Raw genomic sequence first — 25,066 nt, 5'->3', positions numbered from 1 at the left:
CCGCATGACCGGCCGAGAGCATCGCGACATCACACGCGCCGTAGACGCAGCCACCGGCGGCCGGCGCCTGCGACGGCTTCGCCAGAACGAATGGTCGCGCCGCCTGGTCCGCGAGACGCGGCTTGCACCGGCGGACCTGATCTGGCCGATCTTCGTCCGGGACGGCGACGGTGGGCCGGAGCCCGTCGCCTCGATGCCGGGCGTGCACCGCCACAGCGTGGCCGGGGCGGTGGAGGCCGCGCGCAGAGCGCGCGATCTCGGCATTCCGGTGCTGGCCCTTTTCCCCTTCAATGAAGGGGGTTGCCGCGACGAAACGGGCAGCGAGGCGCTGAACCCGGACAACCTCGTCTGCCGCGCCACGCGGGCCATCAAGGCGGCCGTGCCGGAAGTCGGCATCCTGTGCGATGTCGCGCTGGACCCCTATACGAGCCATGGCCATGACGGCATCGTGCACAATGGACGGATCGACAACGACCGCTCGGTCGAGGTGCTGTGCCGGCAGGCGATCGTGCAGGCCGAGGCCGGCTGCGACATCGTCGGCCCGTCCGACATGATGGACGGGCGGGTTGCGCTGATCCGGCAGGCGCTGGACGATAGCGGGCTGCAGGACACGATGATCATGTCCTATGCCGCCAAGTACGCGTCGGTGTTCTACTCCACGTTCCGCGATGCGGTCGGCTCGTCCGGCGTCCTGAAAGGCGACAAGCGCACCTACCAGATGGATATGGGCAATTGCGCCGAGGCCCTGCGCGAGGCCGCCCAGGACATCGACGAAGGCGCCGACATGATCATGGTGAAGCCGGGCCTGCCCTATCTCGACGTGCTGACGCGCCTTGTGCAGGAGTTCAACATACCGTGCTTCGCCTACCAGACATCGGGCGAGTACTCGATGATGATGGCCTCGGCCGAACGTGGCTGGCTGGACGGCGATGCCGCCATGATGGAGGTTCTGACGGCCTATAAGCGGGCCGGGGCGGCCGGAATCCTCACTTATTTCGCACCACGGGCGGCGGCGGCGATGGCCTGAGCCTTGCGCACGGCGTGCGGCGGGACCATCTGCCAGGAGTGACAGCGATGAAAGAAACGAGACCGCTCATGAGCCAGACCGCCGAAGTGAATGCCAACCAGGCGATCGTCAACGACGTTCGGGCCTATCGCGGCGTGCGCACCCGGCGCATCTTCGCCTTTCTCGTCGACTACGCGATCGTGCTGGCGCTGGCCGTGCCGGCAGCAATCGTCGTCGCCATCCTTGGGCTGCTGACGCTCGGCCTCGGCTGGGCGCTCTACGCCGTGATGCTGCCGTTGATCGCCATCCTCTACATCGGGTTCACGATGGGCGGACGTGCCCAGGCGACGCTTGGCATGCGCCTGTTCGATATCCGCGTGTCGCGGCTCGACGGCCTGCCGGTGGACCCCGTCCTGGCCGTTCTGCACGGCGTGCTGTTCTGGGCCAGCGTTTCGCTTCTGACACCGCTCGTGCTGCTGGTTTCGCTGTTCACCCGGCACAAGGAACTGCTGCACGATTACCTGCTTGGCACGGTCGTCGTCAGAAATCACTGATTGTTCGCCGCGTGTCCGACGCGCCACTTCCCTACGCGCCCGCTTCGAGTAAGATGCAGCAGGTAACCGGCGCATTCGGCGTCCGGTATCGGTTCGGTGAGAGATGACAGCGCATCATCCGCAAACGCCGCAGTTCTTCCTGACGTCCCCATCCGTTTGCCCGTATCTGCCCGGTCAACTCGAACGCAAGGTCTTCACGCATCTCGTCGGCACGCGCGCCGGAGAGTTGCTCGACCTGTTGACGCAGGGCGGTTTCCGGCGCAGCCAGAATATCGCCTATCGGCCCGCCTGCGAGCGGTGCCGCGCCTGCATTTCCGTTCGGATCCTGGTGGACGAGTTTCGCCCCACCCAATCCATGCGCCGCGTGATGCGAAACAACCGGGATCTCATCGGCCGGATGGATTCCGCCTCGGCCAGCAGCGAACAGTATTCGCTGTTCCGCCGCTACCTGGATACGCGCCATGCCCAGGGCGGCATGTCGGAAATGTCGGTGCTGGACTATTCGATGATGATCGAGGACAGCCAGGTGGACACCCAGCTGATCCAGTATCGCCGGCGTGGGCCGGATTCGGCCTTTTCGCGCTCTTCCGACGGCGCGCTGGTGGGCGTGGCGCTGACCGACGTGATGGCCGATGGCCTGTCGATGGTATATTCCTTCTACGAGCCCGCCGAGATCGACCGCAGCCTCGGAACCTACATGATCGTCGATCATGTCGAGCGCGCCCGCGCCCTGGGCCTTCCCTATGTCTATCTCGGCTACTGGGTCGAGGGCTCCGAGAAGATGGGCTACAAGATCCGCTTCCAGCCGCAGGAGCATCTGCGCCCCGCCGGCTGGGAACGGTATATGCCGCCCGAGGCGTAGGGCGTCAGGCCGACGCCCGCAGCATGTCGAGATAGTCTTCCCGGCTTGCCTCGCGCGGGTTGGTCTGGTGCGTATGATCCTTCAAGGCACCATCCGTAATCGCATCGAACATGTCGGGGCCAACGCCCAGCTGCGACAGGCCGGTCGGCAGGCCAAGGCGCGCCGACAAGGCCGCGAAAGCCGGAGTGACGGCATCGTCGTCCGGAAGGCCCATGACGGCCGCCAGCCGCGCAAACTTGCCATCGGCTCTCACGCTGTCGGCACCGCGGTTGAAGGCCAGCACGGCGGGCAGGAAGATCGCGTTCAGCGTGCCGTGGTGCAGCTTCGGGTTCAACCCGCCCAGCGCATGGCTGAGGCTGTGGACGCAGCCGAGCCCCTTCTGGAAGGCCATGGCCCCCATCATCGAGGCGGCCATCATGTCGCGCCGGGCGGCGCGGTCCTGCGGGGACTCGGTCGCGCGGACGATGGCGCCATAGCCCAGCCGCAGCCCCTCCAGTGCGATGCCGTCGGCCGGTGGGTTGAACGCTGCCGACAAATAGGTTTCCACGCAATGCGACAGGGCATCCATGCCCGTCGCCGCCGTCAGTCCCGCCGGAAGCGTAACCGTCAACTCCGGATCGCAGATGGCACGGCGCGGGATGAGGTATGGCGACAGCAGCCCCACCTTGCGCCCATCGTCGAGGATGATGATCGCGCCCCGCCCCACTTCGCTGCCGGTGCCCGCCGTCGTCGGCACCGCCACAACCGGCGCGGTGCGCGCCGTGATGCGCGCCGCGCCGCCGGCGATCACGGCATAATCCTTCAGCGGGCCATCATGGGTGGCGGCTATGGCAACACCCTTTGCAAGGTCGATGGCCGAGCCGCCGCCAATGGCGACGATGCCGTCGGCCCCGGCGTCGAGGTAGGCGGTGGCGGCTGCCCTGACAGCGGCCTCTGTCGGGTTGCCGGGCGTTTCGTCGAAGATTTCGGCAGTCTTACCGGCAAGGCTGGCAAGCGCCTTGTCCAGCAGGCCTGCCTGCCGCACGCCCCGGTCCGTCACGACAAGCGGCCGCTCGATCCCCAATGCCGTGAGCTCCTGCGCCAACAGGCTTACGGCGCCCTCCGCAAACTGGATCTGCGTCAGGTAATTGATCAGGGCCATCCGGTTTCCTCCCTCGGTTGGCTCATTGGATTGCGCAGGGCCGCCTCGAAGATCCGTCAACTACCGGAGAAGCGACCGCTCTTCGGAAAGCCTTTGGGCACCAGCCGCCCGGCCTGCGCGCGGTCGCCACGCCATTCCAGCAGCTCGGCCTCGCCGCGCACGAAGAGGCGGCCGCCGCCATCGGTCCATGTCAGCCCGTCCGCCATCCGGAACACCTTCGCGTCGGCAAGGCCGCCATCCTTGTAGCGTTGCAGGCGCACGCCCTTGCCGCGCGACATTTCGGGCACCTGCGACAGCGGAAACACCAGCAGCTTGCGGTTTTCGCCGACAACGGCGACGCTGTCGCCGTCCACGGGTACGGCCAGCGCCAGCCGCCCCTTTGCGGTGACGTTCAGGATCTGCTTGCCGCGTCGCATACCGGAGACGAGGTCGCCCTCACCCACGATAAAACCATTACCGTCATTGGCGACGATCAGCCGGCGCGCGGCCGGATTGGCGACGAAACCGGTGACGATGTCCTGATCGTCTTCCAGTTCGATGGCCAGCCGGATCGGGTCGCCATGGCCCCGGCCGCCCGGCAGCTTGTCGGCCGCCAGCGTGAAGGCCCGCCCGTTGGTGGACAGGAAGACGAGCTTGTCGGTCGTATGGGCGGCAAACGCCATCTTGAGCTTGTCGCCCTCGCGGAAGGTCAAGCTGGACGTGTCAGCCATGTGGCCGCGCATCGCCCGCAGGAACCCCTTCTGCGACAGGACGATGGTCACCGGCTCGCGCTCGATCATCGCTTCGGCGATCACGTCCGCATCATGGCTCGGCGCCTCGGCGAACAGGGTGCGCCGGCGCCCGATCGCCGTCTTCTTGGAGAAGGTCTCGCGAACCTCGCGGATCTCCTCGCCGATGGCCGACCATTGCAGCTCGGCGGATGCCATCAACGCTTCCTTGCGCGCCTTCTCCTCGCTCAGCGCATCGAACTCGCGCCGCAGCTCCATCTCCTCCAGCTTGCGCAAAGACCGCAGGCGAAGGTTCAGGACGGCTTCGGCCTGGACATCCGTCAACTCGAAGGTGCGCATCAACTCGGCCTTCGGATCGTCCTCCTCGCGGATGATCCGTATCACCTCGTCGATGTTCAGGAAGACGACCAGATAGCCGGACACGATCTCGAGCCTGCGGGCGATCTGCCCCAGGCGGAACGCCGTGCGCCGCTGCAGCACTTCGCGTCGATGGGCCAGCCATTCCACCAGCACGTCGCGCAGCGACATGACCCGGGGTATCTTGCCGCCGGACAGGACGTTCATGTTCAGCGGGATGCGGCTTTCCAGGTCCGTCAGGCGGAACAGGGATTCCATCAGCAGTTCCGGGTCGACGGTGCGCGAGCGCGGCTCGAGCACGATGCGCACGTCCTCGGCGGATTCATCCCGCACATCGGCCAGCAACGGCAGCTTGCGGGCGGTCAGAAGGTCGGCGATCTTTTCGATCAGCCGCGATTTCTGCACCATGTACGGTATCTGCGTGACGACCACGACATAGGAGCCACGCCCGGTGTCTTCCTTGTCCCAGCGGGCGCGCACCCGGAAAGAGCCCCGGCCGGTGGCATACGCCTCCCGGATGGCGGCCGCATCTTCCACGACGACGCCGCCCGTCGGAAAATCCGGCCCCTGCACGAAACGCAGGAGAGCCTCGACCGGCGCGTCGGGCGTTTCGATGAGCTTCAGCGCCGCATCGCAGATCTCGGCCACGTTGTGGGGCGGGATCGACGTGGCCATGCCCACCGCTATTCCGGACGCACCGTTGGCGAGCAGATTCGGAAACGCACCCGGCAGGACGACCGGCTCCTGGTCCTCCTCGTTGTAGGTGGGGCGGAAATCCACGGCATCCTCGTCGATGCCGCGCAGAAGCAGCGTCGCGACATCCGTCATCCGCGCTTCGGTGTAGCGCATGGCGGCTGCGCTATCGCCATCGACATTGCCGAAATTGCCCTGCCCGTCGATCAGCGGGTAGCGGATGGCGAAATCCTGCGACAGGCGCACCAGCGCGTCGTAGATGGAAGCATCCCCGTGCGGATGGAACTTGCCCATCACGTCGCCCACGATGCGCGCGCACTTCTTGTAGCCCTGGCCCGGATCCAGCCGCAGCACGCGCATGGCGTGCACGATGCGGCGGTGCACGGGCTTCAGCCCGTCGCGTACATCGGGCAAGGCGCGCCCCATGATCGTCGACAAGGCATAGGCCAGATAGCGCTCTTCCAGCGCGGTCTTCAGGTCTACCGGTTCGATGTCGCCGCCGCCGGCGGGCGGTTCAACGCTTTTGCCCATGATTCCGACCTAGCCGACCGCCATGAAAAGAACAAGCGAAGAACAGAGCTTATCCAAACCTTTGCGCGGCCAGGATGCTTTTTGCTGCCACCATGGATTGCCTTCGGTCGCGCCCGCGCCATAAACCGGGCAGAATGTCGAGATTCGACGCATATTGCCGGACCGTGGCGACGCGGCGGCCGTTTGATGAGGTTGCAATCGATGATGCATTTCCGCACCCGTGGCATTATGGCCGGCCTGATCGTCGGACTCATGAGTTCGACGGCGGCTCATGCCGCGGCGGATGGCGAGGCTTTCGCCGAGCGCCTGAAGACCCTTCTGGCGCCCCAGGGCGTCGCGCTCGAGTATACGGGCGTTTCGGAAAGCGGCGACGATGTCGTCCTTCAGGGCGCGTCGATCGCCAGTGAAGGCGAGTCGCTGGAGCTCGGCGATCTCACCTTCGAGAATGTCGAGGGCACCGCCGAGCAAGGCTTCACGGCCGACCGCGTCGGCCTGCGGGACGTCGACCGCACCGAAAGCGACAGCCGCCTGCAGGTAACGGGCATGGAAGTCGAGGGCCTGCGCCTTGCCGGCACCGCCGCCGCGACGGACCCTGCCTTGCCCAGCAACATCCAGATCGACCGTGCCGGCTTCGATGCCATCACGATGCAGCATCAGGGCAAGGACGTGCTGACCATCGGCACCACCGAGCTGACGAGCGAGCAAGGCTCGGCCGGGGGAATCTCCGGTACGTTCGAGGTCAGCCAGTTCAGCTTCGACACCGCCGTCGAGCCGGACTCGGAGGGCGCCCGCACCATGGCCGCCATCGGCTATCCGCAGATCCATGGCAGCATGAGCGGACAGGCAGAATGGAACCCGGCCGATGGCCTGTTGAAGCTCGATCCGCTCAAGGTCGTCTGGGACGACGCGGCGGAACTGGATTTCGCATATACCATAACGGGTTATACGCCGGCCTTCATCCAGCAGCTCAGCCAGCTGCAGCAGCAGATGGCGGCCAACCCGGAGGGCAGCGACTCCACCGGCATGGCCATGCTGGGCCTCATTTCTCAGCTGTATCTCAACAATGCCAAACTTGCGATCACCGACAATTCGCTGACCAACAAACTGTTGGACCATTATGCGCAGCGTAACGGCCAGACTCGCGACCAGCTCGTGCAGCAGTTGCAGGCGATGTTGCCGTCGATGCTGACCTATATCCAGAACCCGGCCTTCCAGACCAAGGTGCAGGACGCGGTCTCCGCTTACCTCACCAACCCCGAGAACCTGTCCATCGTCGTCGCGCCGCAGACACCGGTTCCGGCAACCCAGGTCATCGGGGCTGCAATGGGCGCTCCGCAGACGCTGCCCGAAGTTCTGAAGCTCGACATCACCGCAAACCAGTAACCTCCGTAACGTGAAAAACCCGGCTTCGCTGAAAGGCGAAGCCGGGTTTTTGTTGTTCTCACAGTGCGATCGGCGGCGCGCTCAGGCCTTGGGCTGCGGCGCCGTGCGGATACCAAGCTCACGGAGCTGCGTCGTCGACGCTTCCGAGGGTGCGTTCATCAAGAGATCGTAAGCCTGCTGGTTCATCGGGAACATGGTGATCTCACGCAGGTTGCGCACACCGCACAACAGCATCACGATCCGGTCCACGCCGGCCGCCATTCCGCCATGGGGCGGGGCGCCATACTGGAAGGCCCGGTAAAGTCCGCCGAACCGGTCTTCCACGTCCTGGCGCGAATAGCCGGCGATCTCGAACGCCTTCACCATGGTTTCCGGCAAATGGTTGCGGATACCGCCCGAGGCGATTTCGTAGCCGTTGCAGACGATGTCGTACTGGAAGGCCTTGATGGTTAGCGGCTCCTGCCCTTCCAGCGCCTCGATGCCACCCTGGGGCATGGAGAACGGGTTGTGCGAGAAGTCGATCTTCTTTTCCTCTTCCTGCCACTCGAAGAAGGGGAAATCGACGATCCACGCCAGCTCGAAGCGGTCGCGGTCCACCAGGTTCAGTTCCTCGCCGATGCGCGTGCGCGCCGCGCCCGCGAAATCGACGAACTTCTTCGGCTGCCCTGCCACGAAGAAGCACGCGTCACCGGCCTCGAGCCCCATGGCCTGGCGCACCGCTTCCGTGCGCTCCTCGCCGATGTTCTTGGCCAACGGGCCGGCGCCGGCGAACTTGCCGTCTTCATCGCGCCAGAAGATGTAGCCAAGGCCCGGCTGCCCCTCGCCCTGCGCCCAGCCGTTCATGCGGTCGCAGAAGGCGCGCGAGCCACCGGTGCGGGCCGGAATCGCCCAGACCTCGACGGACGGGTCGGACGCGATCATGTTTGCGAACACCTTGAAGCCCGAACCGGCGAAATGCTCGGTCACGGCCTGCATCTCGATGGGGTTGCGCAGGTCCGGCTTGTCGCTGCCGTATTTGCGCATCGCCTCGTCGTAGGGGATGCGGCGGAATTCCTGCGAGACGGGCTTGCCCTCGGAAAATTCCTCGAAGATGCCGCGGATCACCGGCTCCATCGTCTGGAAGATGTCTTCCTGCGTGACGAAGCTCATTTCCAGGTCGAGCTGGTAGAACTCGCCCGGCAGTCGGTCGGCGCGGGGATCCTCGTCGCGGAAGCATGGCGCGATCTGGAAGTAGCGGTCGAAGCCGCTCATCATGATGAGCTGCTTGTACTGCTGCGGCGCCTGCGGCAGCGCATAGAACTTGCCCTGGTGGATGCGTGACGGCACCAGGAAGTCGCGCGCGCCCTCCGGCGAGGACGCCGTCAGGATCGGCGTCGAGAATTCTGTGAAGCTGGCCTCGCCCATGCGGCGGCGCATCGCGGCGATGATCTGCGTGCGGCGCATGATGTTCCGGTGCAGCGTCTCGCGGCGCAGGTCGAGGAAGCGGAACTTCAGCCGCGTATCTTCCGGATAGTCCGGCTCTCCGAAGACGGGGAGAGGCAGTTCCCGCGCCTTGCTGAGCACCTCGATCTCGGCGGCGAACACTTCGACCTCGCCGGTCGGCAGTTTGGCGTTGACCGTCTCGGGCGAGCGCGCCTTGACCGCGCCGTCGACGCGGATCACCCACTCGCTGCGCACGGTCTCGGCCGTCGCGAAGGCCGGCGAGTCCGGGTCCACCACGATCTGCGTGATGCCGTAATGATCCCGAAGGTCGATGAACAGCAGTCCCCCATGGTCCCGAACGCGGTGGACCCAGCCCGACAGGCGGGCGGTGCTTCCGACGTCGGCGGCCCGGAGGGCCGCGCATGTGTGGCTGCGATAGCGATGCATGGTCTCTTTCTTCCCGGCGCCGCCGAAAGCCGCGCCCAATCCTGTCCCGTGTGTCGGGTGTTCAATCCGCGCGGAAAAGCGCATGGCGCGCCTGTCCTGTCAAGATTTTCGCGGTCCCCGCCGCAGAACGCGGTTCAAAGGTGCCGGCCGTTGATCTATGAAGACCTCATGGAGCCCATCACCACCACATCCGCCCTTGCCGAAGCCTGCGACGCCCTTGCCCGGGCGCAATTCGTCACCGTGGACACCGAGTTCATCCGGGAAACGACCTTCTGGCCCGAACTGTGTCTGATCCAGATGGCCAGCGACGAGCGCGCCGTCCTGGTGGATCCCCTGGCCGAGGGAATGGACCTCGCCCCCTTCTTCGCGCTGATGGCGGATACCGCCGTCGTCAAGGTCTTCCATGCCGCGCGCCAGGACGTGGAAATCATCTATAAGCTGGGAAACATCATACCGGCGCCGCTGTTCGATACGCAGGTCGCGGCCATGGTATGCGGCTTCGGCGAGGCGATCGCCTACGACCAGCTCGTCGCCCGGACCACCGAAGGGCGAATCGACAAGACCTCGCGCTTCACCGACTGGCGCGCCCGCCCGCTTTCTCCCAGCCAGCTCCAATATGCCCTCGCCGACGTCACCTACCTGCGCGATGCCTACCGCTACCTGACCGACATGATCGATCGGCAGGATCGTCGCGAATGGCTGGACGGCGAACTTGCCGTATTGACCGCGCCCGAAACCTACGACCTGCACCCCGACCTTGCCTATACGCGGGTCAAGATGCGGGTGAAGAAGCCGATCGAGCTGGCCGTGCTCAAGGAGGTGGCCGCCTGGCGCGAGCGCGAGGCACGACAGAAAAACCTGCCGCGCGGCCGCGTCCTGAAGGACGATGCCCTGCAGGAGATCGCCCAGCAGCAGCCCCGCACCGAAGAGGCGCTCGGTCGCCTGCGTACCATTCCGCGCGGCTACGAGCGTTCGTCCGCCGCACGAGAGATCCTGGCCGGCGTTCAGCGCGCACTGGCCATTCCCAAGGCGGAACTGCCTGCTTTGCCCCGCCCGCCGGCCCTGCCCGAAGGCACGGCTGCAGCGGTCGAGTTTCTCAAGGTCCTGTTGAAGATCGTAACCGAGGAAGAAGGCGTCGCGGCCAAGATCCTCGTAAGTGGCGACGACCTCGAAAAGCTGGCCGTCCATGGCGAGGCGGCGCCGATTCCCGCGTTGTCGGGCTGGCGCCGGGACATTTTCGGAAAGCGTGCGCTGGAGCTTCTTTCCGGCCAGTCCGCGCTCGTCTACCGAAACCGCAGGGTTGAAATCGTCCCCATGCCGGACGCCTGACCGCAGCCGGCTCTACCGCTTTCGCAGTATCTTGACAGGTGCGACGTTTCGTCATTCTCTGAAGTGGTCTACTGGTCCAACCAGTTCATCAGAGGGCGTCATGGGTTCTGCGGGGCATACGCTGCAGCTGTCCGACCTGCCGATCTTCCGCGAGGGGATTGTGCGCACGCCCATTCGCGAAGTCATCGCCGACAAGCTCTCGACCCTCGTCGCCAGCGGTATCCTGCAAGTCGGCGATACACTGCCGGGAGAGCGCGACCTGGCGTTGGCGCTGAACGTCAGCCGCGAGGCGGTGCGCGGCGCCATCCAGACCCTTGCGGCGCGCGGTATCCTCGAAGTCAGCCACGGCGCGCGCACCCGCGTTCTCCGTGCCGATGTCGGGCCTGTCACGGTGGGTCTGGCCCTTGCGCGCGCCATAGACGCCTATGACATCGACAGCGTCCATTCGGCACGCATCCTGGTGGAGCAGAAGCTGGTTGCGGATGTCGCCCATAGTGCGAGCCCCCGGCTTTGCCGCACCCTGCGCGAGCTGCTGCAGGCGCAGGCCGGCATGCTGGACGACCCGGTCCGCTTCCTGATCTGCGACCGCGAATTCCATGTCGCGATCTATCGCGCGCCGGGCAACCGCCTTCTGGCCGACTTCGCAACCGACCTCTACACCTACATGATGGAGTACAGGCGCCGGGCTATCGGCCAGCCCGACGCGATCGGCCGCAGCTACGCCGAACACGAGGCCATCGTCTCCGCCATCGAGGCCGGAGATGCAAATGCCGCGGTATCGGCCTTTTCTGTCCACACCGGCCGCATCTACACCACGACGCGTTCGGTCATGGAGGGCCAGGCGCCCCCGATCGCAAGCGGCGCCCAGACCGGCAAAGACCGGTGGCGCCAAGCCTGAAACCCTGGAAAATTCAACATTTCGTTCGGGAGGAGAACACGAAATGGAACGCAGAACAGTCTTCAAGCTGGCCATCGGCGGCGCCGTCCTGGCAAGCACCGGTTTCTCGGCCTTCACCTCGGCCATCGCGCAGGGCAAGGACATCGTCTACCTGACGCCCGGCCTCGACCTGCCTTTCTGGCGCTATCTGTCCAAGGGCATCGAAAGCGCGGTGAAAGCCAAGGGCTACGGCTATCAGGCGCTGGATTCCCACAACAGCGCACAGACCCAGTTGCAGAACGCGCAGGACTCCATCACGCGCGGCGTGGGCGGCATCATCATTTCCCCCACCGATTCCTCGACGGCGCCCAGCGTGCTGCAGCTTGCGCAGCGCGCGGGCATTCCGGTCGTCATTGCCGATATCGGCACCAATAGCGGCGAGTATGCCTCCTTCATCATCTCCGACAATTATCGTGGCGCGCACGATGTGGGCACCGCGCTGGCCGCGGCGCTGAAGGAGAAGGGCTGGGAGGGCGGCGACGTCGCCATCGTGGCCATCTCGCAGGCTCGCAAGAACGGTCAGGCCCGCACCCAGGGCTTCCTGGACGGACTGAAGGAAGGCGGCTTCACCGGCCGCGAGGCCGGCATGCAGCAGATGCAGAGCTACACCACCGACGAGACCTTCAAGTTCACGCAGGACATCCTGACCGCCAATCCCGGGCTGCGCGGTCTTTTCATCCAGACCGACCAGCCGGCCATGGGCGCCCTGCGTGCCATCAAGGCGGCGCGCAAGGACGGCGAAGTCCTGGTGGCGGCCTTCGACGGCATCCCCGACTTCGTCCCGTTGCTGGAGTCGGGCGAGCTCGTCGTGTCCGGCATGCAGCAGCCCTACCTGATGGGCGTGCGCTCCGGCGAAGCGATGATCGACGTCCTGGACGGCAAGACGCCCGAAAAGGAAATTACCGTTCCCATCCTTGCCGTCACAAGCAAGAACATCGCCGAGGAACTGCCGACGGTGAAGGAAACCGTCTTCGCAAACGAAGTCTGAGACCACCCATATCCGGCAGGCCGTGTTTCGGCGCGGCCTGCCGGCCTCATGGTTCGACCTGCGGAGATGCGACGTGGTGGATGCGGATGAGGCGCGCGGGGACATCCTTCTCAGCGCGCGCGGACTGACCAAGACTTTCGAGCGCACGCGCGCTTTGGCCGGAGCCGACTTCGAGCTTCGGGAGGGCGAGGTGCATGGGTTGCTCGGCGCAAACGGGGCGGGCAAATCGACCCTGTCGAAGGTGATCTCCGGTCACATCATGGCCGATACCGGCGACATCACCTATCGCGGCCATGACATCCACATGCGCAGCACGCGCGATGCGCTGCAGGCCGGCATCGCCATCGTCATGCAGGAAACGAGCCTCGTGCCGGACCTGACGGTGCTGGAGAACATGTTCCTGCCGGAACTCGGCCGTCCCGGCCGGCTCGACTATCGCGCCCTGCGACAACAGGGAGAAGTCATCCTCGATGCTCTCGGCCAGCGTGAAGGGCTGCCTTTCGACAGGGAGGTGCGAACCCTGTCCTCGGCGCAGAAACAGCTTGTCGAGATCGCCAAGGCGCTGGGCGTGCGCGCAAAGCTCATCATCTTCGACGAGCCGACCGCCGCGCTCAGCCCGGGCGAGGTGGAACGCCTGTTCGAGGTCATGGAGCGCCTTCGTGCCCAGGGCCGGGGCCTCGTCTTCGTGTCGCACCGGCTGGAAGAGGTTTTCTCCATAACCGACCGCGTCACGGTGATGCGCGAGGGGCGCACCGTCATGGATGCGCGCCCCACCGCCAGCCTCAGCCAGGCAGAGCTGATCCGCGCGATGGTGGGAAGCGACCTGCAATCGATCTATCACCGCGAGGGTGCCGCGCTGCCCCAGCCGGGCGGCGAGCCCGCGCTCGACGTCCGCAACCTGGCATCCGCGCCACTGGTGCGCGACGTATCCTTTGCCGTCCGCAAGGGCGAAATCCTCGGGCTCGGCGGGCTTGTCGGCGCCGGCCGCTCCGAAACCATCGAGGCCATCTTCGGCCTGCGCAAGCGTGACGGCGGCACGGTCATGCTGGAGGGCAAGCCCCTGCCCGCCGAACGGCCCGACAAGGCGATGCGGGCCGGGCTGGGCTTCGTGGCCGAGGACAGGCGCAGCCAGAACATCGTTCCGGACTTTTCGGTCCGCGAGAACCTGCTTCTCGCCCATCTCGGCGCCCATCGCGGATTCTTCTGCAATTACCGCGCCCGCGACAAGCAGGTATCGCGCCTCCTGGCCAGCCTGGGCCTGCCCGAAGAGCGGCTCATGGACGCCTCCATGCTGAACTTCTCGGGCGGCATGCAGCAGAAGGTGATCATCGCCCGATGGCTGCTTCTGGAGCCGCGCGTGCTTATTCTGGACGAACCGACCAAGGGCGTCGATATCGGCACCAGGGCCGGCATTTACGCCATGCTCCGCGAGGTCGCGGCGCAAGGCGTGGCGCTTGTGATCGTCTCGTCCGACTTCGAGGAGCTGCTCGGCCTTGCCGACCGGGTCGTCGTCATCAGCGACGGGCGCTCCATCGCGGACGTGCCCAGCGCCATGCTGGACGAGGAAAAGCTGACGCTTCTGGCCGCGCCTCGCACCTCCATGGTGCGCAACACCGAACTGCTGCGCAATCTTGCCCGCCAGCATGGCGGCGCGGGCTTCTGGGCCCTTATGGAAGAAGACAGCCTGATCTGCCTGAACGCGGTCGTGGAAAACGCCAACGCCGACCCCGGCTTTCGCAGTGGCGAGGCGCGCCGCTTCGATCAGACGCACATTCCTTCGGCCCTCGCCCGCCGCGAAACCGGCTTCGTAACCGATGCGGCCAGCGGCCGCGCAACCCTGCTGACGCAGATGCGCAGTGCGCGCGGGCATGATTTCGGCTGGGTCGGCATCAGCCTGCCGGACGGCGCGCCCCTTCCCGCGCCGGAAACGATCCGCAGCCATATCGACGCGATGGCGCAAACGCTTTGAGGTTCACGGACATGACCGCAGATACCGCTTCCCCCAGATCGAGCCCCGGCCGCTCCATCGGCCGCAGGCTGATCGGCCGGCTCGAGGTTCGCATGACACTTCTGGCGCTGCTGATCGCCTTCTGCCTGTCGCTCATGTCGCCGTATTTCCTGACGCAATCCAACGTCTTCAACATGCTGGACCAGTCCGTCGTCATCGGCATCGTGGCCGTGGGCATGACCTTCGTGATCCTGACCGGCGGCATCGATCTGTCCGTCGGGTCCGTCGCCGGGCTGACGGGCATCATCCTGGGGCTGGCCCTGCGCGAAATGCCGATCGTGCCGGCAATCGCGCTAGCCGTTGCCGCGGGTGGCTTCATCGGACTTGTGTCCGGCCTGCTCATCAACGTCTTCGGCCTCGCGGCCTTCGTGGTCACGCTGGGCGTCATGGCTATCGGCCGCAGCCTTGCCTACATCCTGTCCGGGCAGACGGCCATCTCGACCATCCCGGACGCGATGCAGTCCATCGTCTACACGACGGTGCTCGGAGTGCCCACCAACGTCCTCTTCCTGCTGGCGCTCTACCTCGTCGCGTTCCTGTATCTCGGCTACACCAAGGGCGGACGCACCATCTATGCCGTCGGCTCCAACAAGGAGGCCGCACGGGCAGCCGGCCTGAGCGTTCTTTTCTACGCCGTCCTGCCCTACGTGATCTCCGGGGCTCTTTCGGCCGTTGCGATCACCTTCTCCATCGCCCAGCTTCTGTCGGCCGACCCGCTGATGGGCAATGCGATGGAACTCGACGCCATTGCGGCGGTCGTCATCGGCGGCGCCAGCCTGTATGGCGGACGCGGCTCGATCATCGGCACGCTGTTCGGCGTGTTCATCATGGTCATGATCCGCAATGGCCTGAACCTGATGGGCGTTTCGCCCTTCTGGCAGGGAACCGCCATCGGCACGATCATCATCGCCGCCCTCCTGGCCGAACGCCTCGTAAGCTCGAAGGTCAATCCATGACGCAGGAACCCTCCATTTCCGTCCGCCTGTTCGGAACGGACGAGCCCGCGCCCCGTCCCCGCATCCTCACCGCAGGCAGCCTTACGGCAGAACTGGACGCAGGAAACCTGCGGCATATCCGCTTCAATGGCGTAGAGCTGATCCGCGCAATTTCCTTTATCGTGCGGGACAGAAACTGGGGCACCTACAACCCGACAATCGAAAACCTCATCGTCGACGAGACCGCCGACGGGTTCAGCGTCACCTACGACGCGGTGGCACGGGACGAGGCGCAGGCCTTCCGCTACAGCGCGCGGATTTCCGCCACCACCGCCGGGCAACTCACCTTCAGCGCCGATGGATCGGCCGATACCGATTTCCTTACCAATCGCACCGGCTTCGTGGTGCTGCATCCCATCGTCGGCGTCGCCGGCCGCGCGGTGCGGATCGAACATGCCGACGGGACCATCGAAGATGGCACCTTCCCGCACTTGATCGACCCCGTGCAGCCGATGATGAACCTGCGTGCCCTGACGCATGAAGCGGCGCCGGGCCTGTCCGTCACCTGCCGGATGGAAGGCGACGTCTATGAAATGGAAGACCAGCGCAACTGGACCGACGCCTCCTACAAGACCTATGTGCGTCCCCTGGCGCTGCCATGGCCCTACACGCTGGACAAGGGCCAGCGCATCGCGCAGGCCGTGACGCTGACCGTCGGCGGCGCATCGGCGGTGGCGAAGGCGGATACGGCCGAAGAGCGCGTGTCTGTCGGCCCCGTGGCAGGAACGATGCCGTCCATCGGCTACGGCCTCGACCCTTCCGAAATCGAAGCCGCGCGCGGGCAGGCCGACCTGCTGTCGACGATCCGGCCGGGACAGATCATCTGCCACTACAATCCCGCGCTCGGCCATGACGAGGCCACCCTCGGCGCCCTCGTGGAGACCGCGCGGATGCTGGGAGGCGAAATCTGGCTGGAGGCGGTCGTCCAGTCCGTCGACGGCTTCGAAGCCGAATTGTCGGCGCTCGGCGCCTGTGTGGACGCCCTGGGACGGCCCTTCGCCACCGTCCTCGTCTCGCCGGCGCCCGACCTCAAATGCACGCTGCCAGGCAGCGTATGGCCCGATGCCCCGCCGCCACGCCAGATGTTCGAGGCGGCGCGACGGGCCTTTCCGGGCGCGCGCATCGGCGGCGGCATGTTCAGCTATTTCACCGAGATGAACCGCAAGCGCCCGCCTGCCGACCTTCTCGATATCGTCAGCTTTACCACCACGGCGACGCTGCATGCGGGCGACGATCACTCGATCATGGAAGGGCTGGAATCCCTCCCCGCCATCGCCGACAGTGCACGGGCCATCGCCGCCGGCAAACCGATCGCCGTTGGCCCCAGCGCCATCGGCATGCGCATGAACCCCTATGGGGATGCGCCGATGGCCAACCCGGCCAATATTCGACAGGCGATGAACTTCAATGACCCCCGCCAGCGCGGCCTTCTGGGGGCCGCCTGGATGCTGGGCTATATCGCCCGGTTTGGCGACGGCGGTGCGAGCGCCATCGCCATGGGCGCGCCGACCGGCCCGTTCGGCCTGATATGGACGCCGCAGGACTGGCCCCAACCATGGTACGATCGGGCCGGCGGCCTGTTTCCCGCTTTCCACGTGCTGCGCGGCCTGGCCGCCCTTCAAGGGTTGCCCCGCTTGTCCGTTTCGCATGGCGACACCGTCGAGGCGCTTGCCGTGCAAGGAAAGGACGAAACGATCCTCTGGATCGCCAACCGGACCGGCCAGGAAAACCGCGTGCAGCTTCCGGCAAACGCGGCCGGCGTCTTCATGCTGGACGAAGACAGTTTCGAGGTGGCCAGCCGGACGCCGGACGCCGCGGAAACCCTATCGAAGCCCCACTCGGGCCCGACGCTGACGTTGAAACCCTACGCCGTCGCGCGCGTGCACTGGTAGGTGCTTATCGAACCTCGATACGCAAGGTGCGTTCCACAACCTTGGCGAATTGCTGGAAACGCGCGCGCGGCCTTTCCCCCAGAAGGTCGGCCAGGTCTGCCGGCACGGCAAGGGTGAAGCCGCCGCGTGGATCCTGCACCCAGCGCAGCTTGCCGAGCACGCCGGGAATGGCAGCGGTCAGCAGGAATACGACCCGGAACAGCGAGGCCAGGACCCGCGCACGCTGCAGCATACGCGGCGGGATCAGCCGTTCCAGATCGGGCATCATGCCCTGCTCGAAATGGCCCTCGTAGCGGAAGTAGTTCGTCAACCCCAGGAACGTGCGGCCGGCATGATCGAGCGCCGGCAGCGCCGCATGCACCGTAAAGGACAGTGCCTGGCCGCCCCTATAGTCCGGGTGGGCGCGCCAACTGACGTCTGCCAGCAGGCATGCGGCGTCGCGGAGGCGCTCCTCCTCCGGCGTTTCGTCGATGCCGAGGGCATGGAACGTGTCGGCGGCGAAGCGGACGAGTTCCTCGTTGTGGATCGGCGAGCGGGAGCGCAGGACCGACAATTCGCGCGCCGTGACCAGCAGCGCATCCTTCTCGAGTTCGGCCTCGGGCAGAAGCGCGTGCAGATACCCTTCGCGCACGCCATAGGCGGACACCACGATGTCGACAGGCTTCAGATTGGCGATGACGGATTGCAGCGTGACGGCGCCAAAGGGAAGAAGCGACCGACGACTGCGCGATACGGCGTCGATACCGGGCAGTTTCTCCGGATCGCTCGTCGCCACCTTGTCGAGAAAATCGGCAAGCTCGGCCACGGCGACGCGATAGCCATGCATGACCTGCAACGGGTATCGCGTCTGTTCCATGTGTAGCTTGGCAAGGTTACGCCAGGTGCCGCCGACGGCATAGAAGCTCTTGCCGTCGCAGGCGCCCGCCAGGGCCGAGCCGCCGATCTCCCCGTCGGCGATGGCGCGGGCCCTGGCAATATCCCCGCCTGAAAGGTCGCGCAGGCGCAGGCCGCCAAGCGGCGTCGTCAGGCCGGTGCCGAACCGCCCGGACGAAACCTCGACCAGTTCCAGGCTGCCGCCGCCCAGATCGCCGACGATTCCGTTGGGCGCGAAGAAACCGGCCACCACCCCTTCGGCGGCATAACGGGCTTCGTCCGCGCCGGACAGGATGATGATGTCGCGGCCGATCGCGATTGTTGCCGCCTTGATGAATTCCGCCCCGTTGGACGCCTCGCGCGCGGCCGCCGTCGCCAGCGGGTAAATTTCGGTGCAGCCGGCAAGCTCCGCCAGCGCGCGGAAACGCGTCAGTGCGGAAAGCGCGCTGGCCACGCTCTTGTCGTCCAGCCGGCCCGTGCGGGCCAGGCCCTTGCCCAGCCCGCTCAGGATCTTTTCGTTGAAAAGCTGTACCGGCGCGCGGCTGTTGCCCTCATAGATGACGAGGCGCACCGAGTTGGAGCCGATGTCTACGACCGCGACGGGCAAACGCCCGGCAATTCGGCCCTGGCCTGTAAGATCAATCGAAACGGGAGTGCTCCGCGCGTTGCCTTGCAATGAGCTTCGGCGCATTCGACTTCAGGGCCTTGCCGCGCCCGGACAGGCTCGGATTGGTCATGAAGTAACGCTGCGCGTCGAAGGGCTGTTCGCCGACCGACGGGCTGATGCGCCGCGAAGTTCCGTCCGAAAGGACGGACCAACTCTGCTGGTTGTCGAGAATATTGCCGAGCATGATCTGCGACAGAACCTGACTATGCACGGTCGGGGTCGTCATCGGAATCATCGTTTCCACCCGCCGGTCGAGGTTGCGAGGCATCAGGTCGGCCGAGCTCATGTAGACGATGGCCTTTTCCGATGGCAACCCATGGCCGTTACCAAAACAGTAGATGCGGCTGTGTTCCAGGAAGCGGCCTACGATGGATTTGACGCGGATATTGTCGGAAAGGCCCGGCACACGGGGCCGCAGGCAGCAGATGCCCCGCACGATCAGGTCGATCTCCACGCCGGCCTGGCTGGCGCGGTACAAGGCGTCGATGATCTTCGGGTCGACGAGCGAATTCATCTTCATCCAGATCTGGCCGCTGCGCCCGGCGCGCTGGTGCTGCACCTCTTCCTCGATATGCTGGATGATGCGCTGGCGCAGGTTCAGCGGGGAGACGGCAAGCTTGCGCAGTTCCGTCGGCTCCGCATAGCCGGTGATGTAGTTGAAGATCATCGACACGTCGTGCGCGATGTCCGGATCGGCCGTGAAGTAGGACAGGTCGGTGTAGATGCGCGCGGTGATCGGGTGGTAGTTTCCCGTACCCATATGCACGAACGACACCATGCGTCCTTCCTCGCGCCGCACGACGAGCGACAGCTTGGAATGGGTCTTCTTCTCGATGAAGCCGAACACCACCTGCACGCCGGCCCGCTCCAGGTCGCGCGCCCACTTGATGTTCGCCTCCTCGTCGAAGCGGGCCTTCAACTCCACCAGCGCCGTGACCGACTTGCCGGCCTCGGCCGCGTCGATGAGAGCGCGCACGATGGGTGAGTCGTTGGAGGTGCGGTACAAAGTCTGCTTGATCGCGACGACATTGGGGTCCGACGCCGCCTGCCGCAGAAACTGCACCACCACGTCGAAGGATTCATAGGGGTGGTGAACGACGATGTCCTTCTCGCGGATGGCGGCGAAGCAGTCGCCATTATGCTCGCGGATACGCTCCGGAAAACGCGGTATGTAAGGCTCGAACTTCAGATCCTCGCGCGGGAGCTTGACGATCTGCGACACGGCGTCGAGCGCCAGCATGCCGTCCATCACCGAGACGCGGTTTTCCGCCACCGCCAGTTCCGTGGCGACGAAATTGCGCAGGCTCTCGGGCATCACCGAATCGAACTCGATACGGATCACCGAACCGCGCCTCCGGCGCTTGAGCGCGGATTCGAACAGGCGGACGAGGTCTTCCGCCTCTTCCTCCACCTCGATATCGGAATCGCGGATCAGTCGGAACGTGCCCTGCCCGCGCACCCGGTATCCGGGGAACAGCCGCCCGATGAACAGTGCCACGACGCTTTCCAGGGGCACGAACCGGTGTTCGCCGGCCTCCGTCACCGGCATCTGGATAAAGCGCTGCAGCGCGACCGGCAGACGCAGAAGCGCGTTCATGCGGTGGGAATCGCGCTCACGCACCAGCGCCAGCGCCATCGAGAAGCCGAGATTGGGAATGAAAGGAAACGGGTGCGCGGGATCGATCGACAGCGGCGTCAGCACCGGAAAGATGGTCTCGTCGAAATGGCGCTCCAGCCATTCGCGGTCGGGTTTCTTCAACTCGCCGGCGGCGACGATGTTGATGCGCTCCGCCTTCAGGGCCTTGACCAGCTCCGCAAGCGTCGCCTGCTGCTCGGACTGGAGAAGCTCGACCTCGTCCAGCACCCTGTCCAGCTGTTCCTGCGGCAAAAGCCCGTCGGCGCTGCGCACCGGAATCTTTTCACGGACCTGGCCCGCCAGCCCGGCCACGCGCACCATGAAGAACTCGTCCAGATTGCCGGCCGAGATCGACAGGAAGCGCAGACGCTCCAGCAGCGGATGCTTGACGTTGCGGGCCTCTTCCAGCACGCGGCGGTTGAACTGGAGCCACGAGAACTCACGGTTCACGAAACGGTCGGCGGGCAGTTCGTCGGCATCCGGCGGATTATCGATTCGGGGAGCGACCGGGACGACGCCGATCGCTTCCATCAGCGGACGGTCCGGCATCATCACAGGCGGCATCCCGTCCGCGCCGGCATGGGCCGCGGTTACCACCGCGGTCGCCGCGAGGTTGCCGACCAGCCCGTCCACGACGGCGGCTGCCGCCACTTCCGCGCGCTCGACATCCGCCTTGGCGATGGCCGGCTCCTTGCGCTTGCGAGGGGCCGCCCGCCGCGCGGGCTGCGGCGCCGCTGCGCCGGGTTTCCTACGGGTCGTCTTGCCGCTCATCTCGCTCACTCGATTCTTCCCGCCATCATCTTAGGACAAAACTGCAAGGCGCATAGCCGGGTGCGGCGACGCTTTGATGACGGTCAGGGCTGTCCATCCTCGAGCACGGAGGCGACCATCCCCCGCGTTATACGCCGCCCACTGGCGAGGCTTTCCCGATCCAGCCGTGCAACCAGCGCCTCGGCGGAAGCGATGGAGCGCTCCATCCGCGAGAGGACATAGGCCAGGAGCTTGGGGTCGACGTCCATCTGGCGGTCGGCGAAAAGCTTCACCAGCACGCCGTGGAGCAGCATGTCGTCGGGCGCCCCCAGCTCTATCTGGGTTGCCGCTCGAAGCCTCGAAGCAAGGTCGGGCAGGCGGAGGCGCAGGAGCGGCGCAGGCGTTCGGCTGGTCAGCAGCACATGGCCAAGGCCGGCCCGCGCGGCGTTGACGATGGCGAATATCTCTTCCTCGGCCATGTCGGTACGATCGACATCGTCGATCACGCGCACAAAGCCCGGTTGCGGTTCGAAGACGTCTCCGGCGCGTGCATGGATGCCGCCGGACATGGCCGCGAACGCCTCGGCGATGTGCGTCTTGCCGCTACCCGCAGGCCCGACGATCATCAGCACCGGGTGGGGCCAGTCCGGCCATGAGTCGATGGCCTCGATGGCAAGACAATTGGCACCGCTTTCGATCAGGTCCGCGCGGTCGAAGGATGCTTTGTGCGGCAGCTCGAACGGAAGTTGACGTGTCGTACTCATGCTTCGCCTCCATCCCCGGCCTCACCCCGGGGCGAGAATTCGCTGCGGATGGCAGCGGACAGGTTCAGGCTTTCCACCATGGGCGTCGGTTGCTGTTCGATGGTGCGCCCGTAATAGACGTCGCTTTCAAGGTATTTGCCGAGCGCGAAGCGCACCAGCACGCCCACGGCCGCGGCGGCGGGCACCGCGATCAGCAGGCCAACGAAGCCGAACATCGCGCCGAAGGCGAACAGGGCGAACATCAGCCAGACGGGGTGAAGGCCGACCGAAGCCCCGACGAGCTTGGGCTGCAATATGTTGCCCTCGATGAACTGCCCGGTCAGGAAGACGCCGGCCGTCGCCGCCACCCAGACCCAGTCGGGCCAGAACTGCACCAGCGCGACACCGATGGCCACGATCAGCCCGAGCGCCGAGCCGACATAGGGTATAAAGGAGATCATCCCCGCGAAGAAGCCGATCAACAGTCCGAAGTTGAGCCCGACGAGCGTCAGGCCGACGGCATAATAGGTGCCGAGGATCAGGCACAGGCTGCCCTGTCCGCGCACGAACCCGGCCACCGACCGGTCGACCTCTCGCGCCAGGCGGCGCACCGTGGTCAGATGCTGGCGCGGAACCCAGGTATCGATCTTGTCGATCATGCGGTCCCAGTCGAGCAGCAGGTAGAAGGCGACGACCGGCGTGACGACGAAAAGCGACAGAAAGTTCACCAGCGCGAGGCTCGACGTCCACAACTGTCCCACGAAGGAGGTGAAGAAGGCCGTGCTTTGCCGCACGATATCGGAAAAATCCTGGCTGAGGCTCTGCTCCTGGTCCTGGAACAACCAGGACAGCGGTCCGGTGCGCGCTTCGATGGCCAGCACCTGGAGGCGCTGCAGGTAGTGCGGCAGGTTGAAGACGAAGGCGGTGATCTGGCTGGAGATCACCGGCACGACCACCAGGATCAGCGCGATGATGAGAACGACGAAGAGGACGAGTATGACCAGCGAGGCCATCAGCCGCGACAAGCCGCGCCGCGTGAACCAATCGGCGATCGGATCGAGGAAATAGGCCAGCACCATGCCCAGCACGAAGGGCAAAAGGATGGAACTGAACAGCCAGATGAAGGCCAGCACCACCGCGGCGGCGATGCCCCAGAACATGGCCTGACGCCGGAGAAGCCGGCTGCGATCCTTCACCATTGGTCCGTGCTGCTCTTTCCCCGGCGGATACGGCCCAACCGCCGTCTGCCTTCAAAGACGAGATAGGCAGCCGCCGGACAAGGGGTCAAGGGATGCCGAGCCGCATTATCCCGCCTTTTCCGTACGTTTTGCACTTGTTTCCCATCCCCGCTTCTGTCAACCGAACGGCAAAGACGAAGGTTTCGAGACAATGACCGACCAGAAGACCAACGGCCTCACCTATCGCGACGCGGGCGTGGACATCGATGCCGGCAACGAACTCGTCCAGCGCATCAAGCCGCTGGTCAGGTCTACCCGGCGTCCGGGCGCGGATGGCGAGATCGGCGGGTTCGGCGGCCTTTTCGACCTCAAGGCGGCGGGCTTTTCCGATCCTGTTCTCGTGGCCGCCAATGACGGCGTCGGCACCAAGCTGAAGATCGCCATCGATACCGGCCTTCACGATACGATCGGTATCGATCTCGTGGCGATGTGCGTCAACGATCTCGTCGTACAGGGGGCGGAGCCTCTCTTCTTCCTCGACTATTTCGCCACCGGTCGGCTCGACCCCGCGCAGGGCGAGGCCATCGTCGCCGGCATCGCGGAAGGGTGCCGCCAGGCGGGGTGCGCGCTCATCGGCGGCGAGACGGCCGAGATGCCCGGCCTCTATGCCGAAAAGGATTACGACCTCGCAGGCTTTGCCGTCGGCGCGGCCGAACGCGGACAATTGCTGCCATCGGCCAGCCTTGCCGATGGCGACATGATCCTCGGCCTCGCCTCCTCCGGCATCCACTCCAACGGCTACTCGCTGGTGCGCCGCATCGTGGAGCGGAGCGGCGCGGCCTACGACGCGCCGGCCCCCTTCGACGACAGCCGAACGCTTGCGGCCGCGTTGATCGAGCCGACACGCATCTATGTAAAGCCGCTGCTTGCCGCCATCCGCGAGACCGGCGGCATCAAGGCGCTGGCGCATATCACCGGCGGCGGCTTCCCGGAAAACATCCCGCGCGTTCTGCCCGAGGGCCTCAGCGCCGACATCGATCTCGATGCCTTCAAGGTGCCGGCGGTGTTCCAATGGCTGGCGCGGCAGGGCGGTGTTGCCGAGTCGGAGATGCTGCGCACCTTCAACTGCGGCATCGGCATGATCGTCGTCGTTTCGGCGGCGGATGCGGCAACGGTCGGCGCCGTGCTCCAGCGCGAAGGCGAAACGGTGGTGCCGCTGGGGCGCATCCTGGCACGGCATGCCGGCCCGGCCGTTACATTCAACGGAAACCTCTCCCTGTGACGACGCCGCCCCGGAAGCGCATCGCCGTGCTCATTTCAGGGCGCGGCTCCAACATGGAAGCCTTGATCGAGGCGTCCAGAGCCGCCGATTTCCCGGGAGAGATCGTGTTGGTTCTATCCAACCGGCCCGAGGCGAAGGGGCTCGAAACGGCGGCCGCCGCCGGCATCGACACCCTGGCGCTGGATCACAAGGCCTATCCCAACCGTGCGGCGCACGAGGCGGCTGTCGCGCAAGCCCTCGATGCGGCGCGGCCGGACGTCATCTGCCTTGCCGGATACATGCGCCTTCTGGGCCGCGGTTTCGTCGAACGGTTTCTCGGGCGGATGATCAACATTCACCCGTCCCTCCTGCCGCTCTTCCCGGGGCTGCACACGCATGAGCGCGCCATCGAGGCAGGCATGCGGGTACACGGATGTACCGTGCACTTCGTGACGGAGGAAATGGACGGCGGGCCCATCATCGCGCAGGCGGCCGTACCGATCCTGCCCGGCGACGACGCCGACGCGTTGTCGTCCCGCCTGCTTCGCGCCGAGCATCGCCTGTATCCGCACGCGCTTGCCATGTTGTTGCGGGGCGATGTCGCCTATCGCGACGGCAGGGCCGAGCTTCGCTCCGGCATGATCGCCCCCACCGAAGAGATGCTTCTCAGCCCGGCCTGACCAAA

The 25,066-nt window shown here is 65.6% G+C and carries 19 protein-coding genes; 12 read left to right on the top strand and 7 right to left on the bottom strand.

Translation table 11 applies throughout. The features are described 5' to 3' along the window. Positions 1-4: 4 nt before the first annotated feature. The 3 genes from hemB to IGS74_RS10635 all read left to right on the top strand — a co-directional run bounded on the left by hemB (position 5) and on the right by IGS74_RS10635 (position 2,422). Positions 5-1,027 (top strand): porphobilinogen synthase, encoded by a 1,023-nt coding sequence (gene hemB / locus IGS74_RS10645; protein WP_192386106.1) that lies wholly within the window; start codon positions 5-7, stop codon positions 1,025-1,027. A gap of 47 nt (positions 1,028-1,074) precedes the next feature. After that, positions 1,075-1,560: an RDD family protein gene (locus IGS74_RS10640; RefSeq protein WP_082016045.1), complete on the top strand. Its 486-nt coding sequence runs from the start codon at positions 1,075-1,077 to the stop codon at positions 1,558-1,560. A gap of 103 nt (positions 1,561-1,663) precedes the next feature. Next, positions 1,664-2,422: an arginyltransferase gene (locus IGS74_RS10635; protein WP_039190245.1), complete on the top strand. Its 759-nt coding sequence runs from the start codon at positions 1,664-1,666 to the stop codon at positions 2,420-2,422. Positions 2,423-2,426: 4 nt separating this feature from the next. Here IGS74_RS10635 and IGS74_RS10630 read toward each other — a convergent pair whose 3' ends face one another. Together IGS74_RS10630 and parC are read right to left on the bottom strand one after the other, a co-directional pair. Beyond that, positions 2,427-3,563, bottom strand: coding sequence for an iron-containing alcohol dehydrogenase (locus IGS74_RS10630; RefSeq protein ID WP_192386105.1), 1,137 nt, complete (start codon positions 3,561-3,563; stop codon positions 2,427-2,429). Between the two features lie 56 nt (positions 3,564-3,619). Then, on the bottom strand, positions 3,620-5,872 hold the full coding sequence (gene parC / locus IGS74_RS10625) for a DNA topoisomerase IV subunit A (protein WP_192386104.1): 2,253 nt from the start codon (positions 5,870-5,872) through the stop codon (positions 3,620-3,622). 201 nt (positions 5,873-6,073) lie between these two features. Between parC and IGS74_RS10620 the strand changes: the two genes are divergently transcribed. Continuing rightward, positions 6,074-7,255, top strand: coding sequence for a hypothetical protein (locus tag IGS74_RS10620; RefSeq protein ID WP_192386103.1), 1,182 nt, complete (start codon positions 6,074-6,076; stop codon positions 7,253-7,255). 81 nt (positions 7,256-7,336) lie between these two features. Here IGS74_RS10620 and aspS read toward each other — a convergent pair whose 3' ends face one another. Then, a complete protein-coding gene (gene aspS / locus IGS74_RS10615; protein ID WP_192386102.1) occupies positions 7,337-9,124 on the bottom strand; it encodes an aspartate--tRNA ligase in 1,788 nt (595 codons plus the stop codon). Positions 9,125-9,292: 168 nt separating this feature from the next. Here aspS and rnd point away from each other — a divergent pair, with 168 nt between their 5' ends. From rnd to IGS74_RS10585, 6 genes are all read left to right on the top strand, one after another. Then, positions 9,293-10,453 (top strand): ribonuclease D, encoded by a 1,161-nt coding sequence (gene rnd, locus IGS74_RS10610; RefSeq protein ID WP_192391737.1) that lies wholly within the window; start codon positions 9,293-9,295, stop codon positions 10,451-10,453. 100 nt (positions 10,454-10,553) lie between these two features. Further along, on the top strand, positions 10,554-11,351 hold the full coding sequence (locus IGS74_RS10605) for an FCD domain-containing protein (protein WP_192386101.1): 798 nt from the start codon (positions 10,554-10,556) through the stop codon (positions 11,349-11,351). Positions 11,352-11,394: 43 nt separating this feature from the next. Beyond that, positions 11,395-12,378: a substrate-binding domain-containing protein gene (locus IGS74_RS10600; RefSeq protein ID WP_192386100.1), complete on the top strand. Its 984-nt coding sequence runs from the start codon at positions 11,395-11,397 to the stop codon at positions 12,376-12,378. Positions 12,379-12,451: 73 nt separating this feature from the next. Continuing rightward, entirely contained in the window at positions 12,452-14,347 is a 1,896-nt protein-coding gene (locus IGS74_RS10595; protein ID WP_246722526.1) for a sugar ABC transporter ATP-binding protein, read from the top strand. 11 nt (positions 14,348-14,358) lie between these two features. Beyond that, positions 14,359-15,342, top strand: coding sequence for an ABC transporter permease (locus IGS74_RS10590; RefSeq protein ID WP_192386099.1), 984 nt, complete (start codon positions 14,359-14,361; stop codon positions 15,340-15,342). Then, a complete protein-coding gene (locus IGS74_RS10585) occupies positions 15,339-17,273 on the top strand; it encodes a hypothetical protein (protein WP_192386098.1) in 1,935 nt (644 codons plus the stop codon). Before IGS74_RS10590 ends, IGS74_RS10585 begins: the two co-directional genes overlap by 4 nt. A gap of 4 nt (positions 17,274-17,277) precedes the next feature. Here IGS74_RS10585 and IGS74_RS10580 read toward each other — a convergent pair whose 3' ends face one another. From IGS74_RS10580 to IGS74_RS10565, 4 genes are all read right to left on the bottom strand, one after another. Then, on the bottom strand, positions 17,278-18,837 hold the full coding sequence (locus IGS74_RS10580; protein WP_192386097.1) for a Ppx/GppA phosphatase family protein: 1,560 nt from the start codon (positions 18,835-18,837) through the stop codon (positions 17,278-17,280). Then, positions 18,785-21,220 (bottom strand): RNA degradosome polyphosphate kinase, encoded by a 2,436-nt coding sequence (locus tag IGS74_RS10575; protein ID WP_342585349.1) that lies wholly within the window; start codon positions 21,218-21,220, stop codon positions 18,785-18,787. Before IGS74_RS10575 ends, IGS74_RS10580 begins: the two co-directional genes overlap by 53 nt. A gap of 83 nt (positions 21,221-21,303) precedes the next feature. Then, positions 21,304-21,963, bottom strand: coding sequence for a DnaA/Hda family protein (locus IGS74_RS10570; RefSeq protein WP_192386096.1), 660 nt, complete (start codon positions 21,961-21,963; stop codon positions 21,304-21,306). Next, entirely contained in the window at positions 21,960-23,141 is a 1,182-nt protein-coding gene (locus IGS74_RS10565) for an AI-2E family transporter (RefSeq protein ID WP_192386095.1), read from the bottom strand. The genes IGS74_RS10570 and IGS74_RS10565 overlap by 4 nt, the downstream gene beginning before the upstream one ends. Positions 23,142-23,331: 190 nt before the next feature. Between IGS74_RS10565 and purM the strand changes: the two genes are divergently transcribed. Both purM and purN read left to right on the top strand, forming a co-directional pair. Further along, positions 23,332-24,402: a phosphoribosylformylglycinamidine cyclo-ligase gene (gene purM / locus IGS74_RS10560; protein WP_192386094.1), complete on the top strand. Its 1,071-nt coding sequence runs from the start codon at positions 23,332-23,334 to the stop codon at positions 24,400-24,402. Next, the gene (purN, locus tag IGS74_RS10555; protein ID WP_192386093.1) at positions 24,399-25,061 is read left to right on the top strand and encodes a phosphoribosylglycinamide formyltransferase; all 663 of its coding nucleotides are present in this window, start codon (positions 24,399-24,401) and stop codon (positions 25,059-25,061) included. The genes purM and purN overlap by 4 nt, the downstream gene beginning before the upstream one ends. The last annotated feature ends 5 nt before the right edge of the window (positions 25,062-25,066 follow it).

This window comes from Aureimonas sp. OT7 (assembly GCF_014844055.1).
Lineage (GTDB): Bacteria > Pseudomonadota > Alphaproteobacteria > Rhizobiales > Rhizobiaceae > Aureimonas > Aureimonas altamirensis_A.
This window is presented reverse-complemented; position numbering and strand designations above follow the sequence as displayed.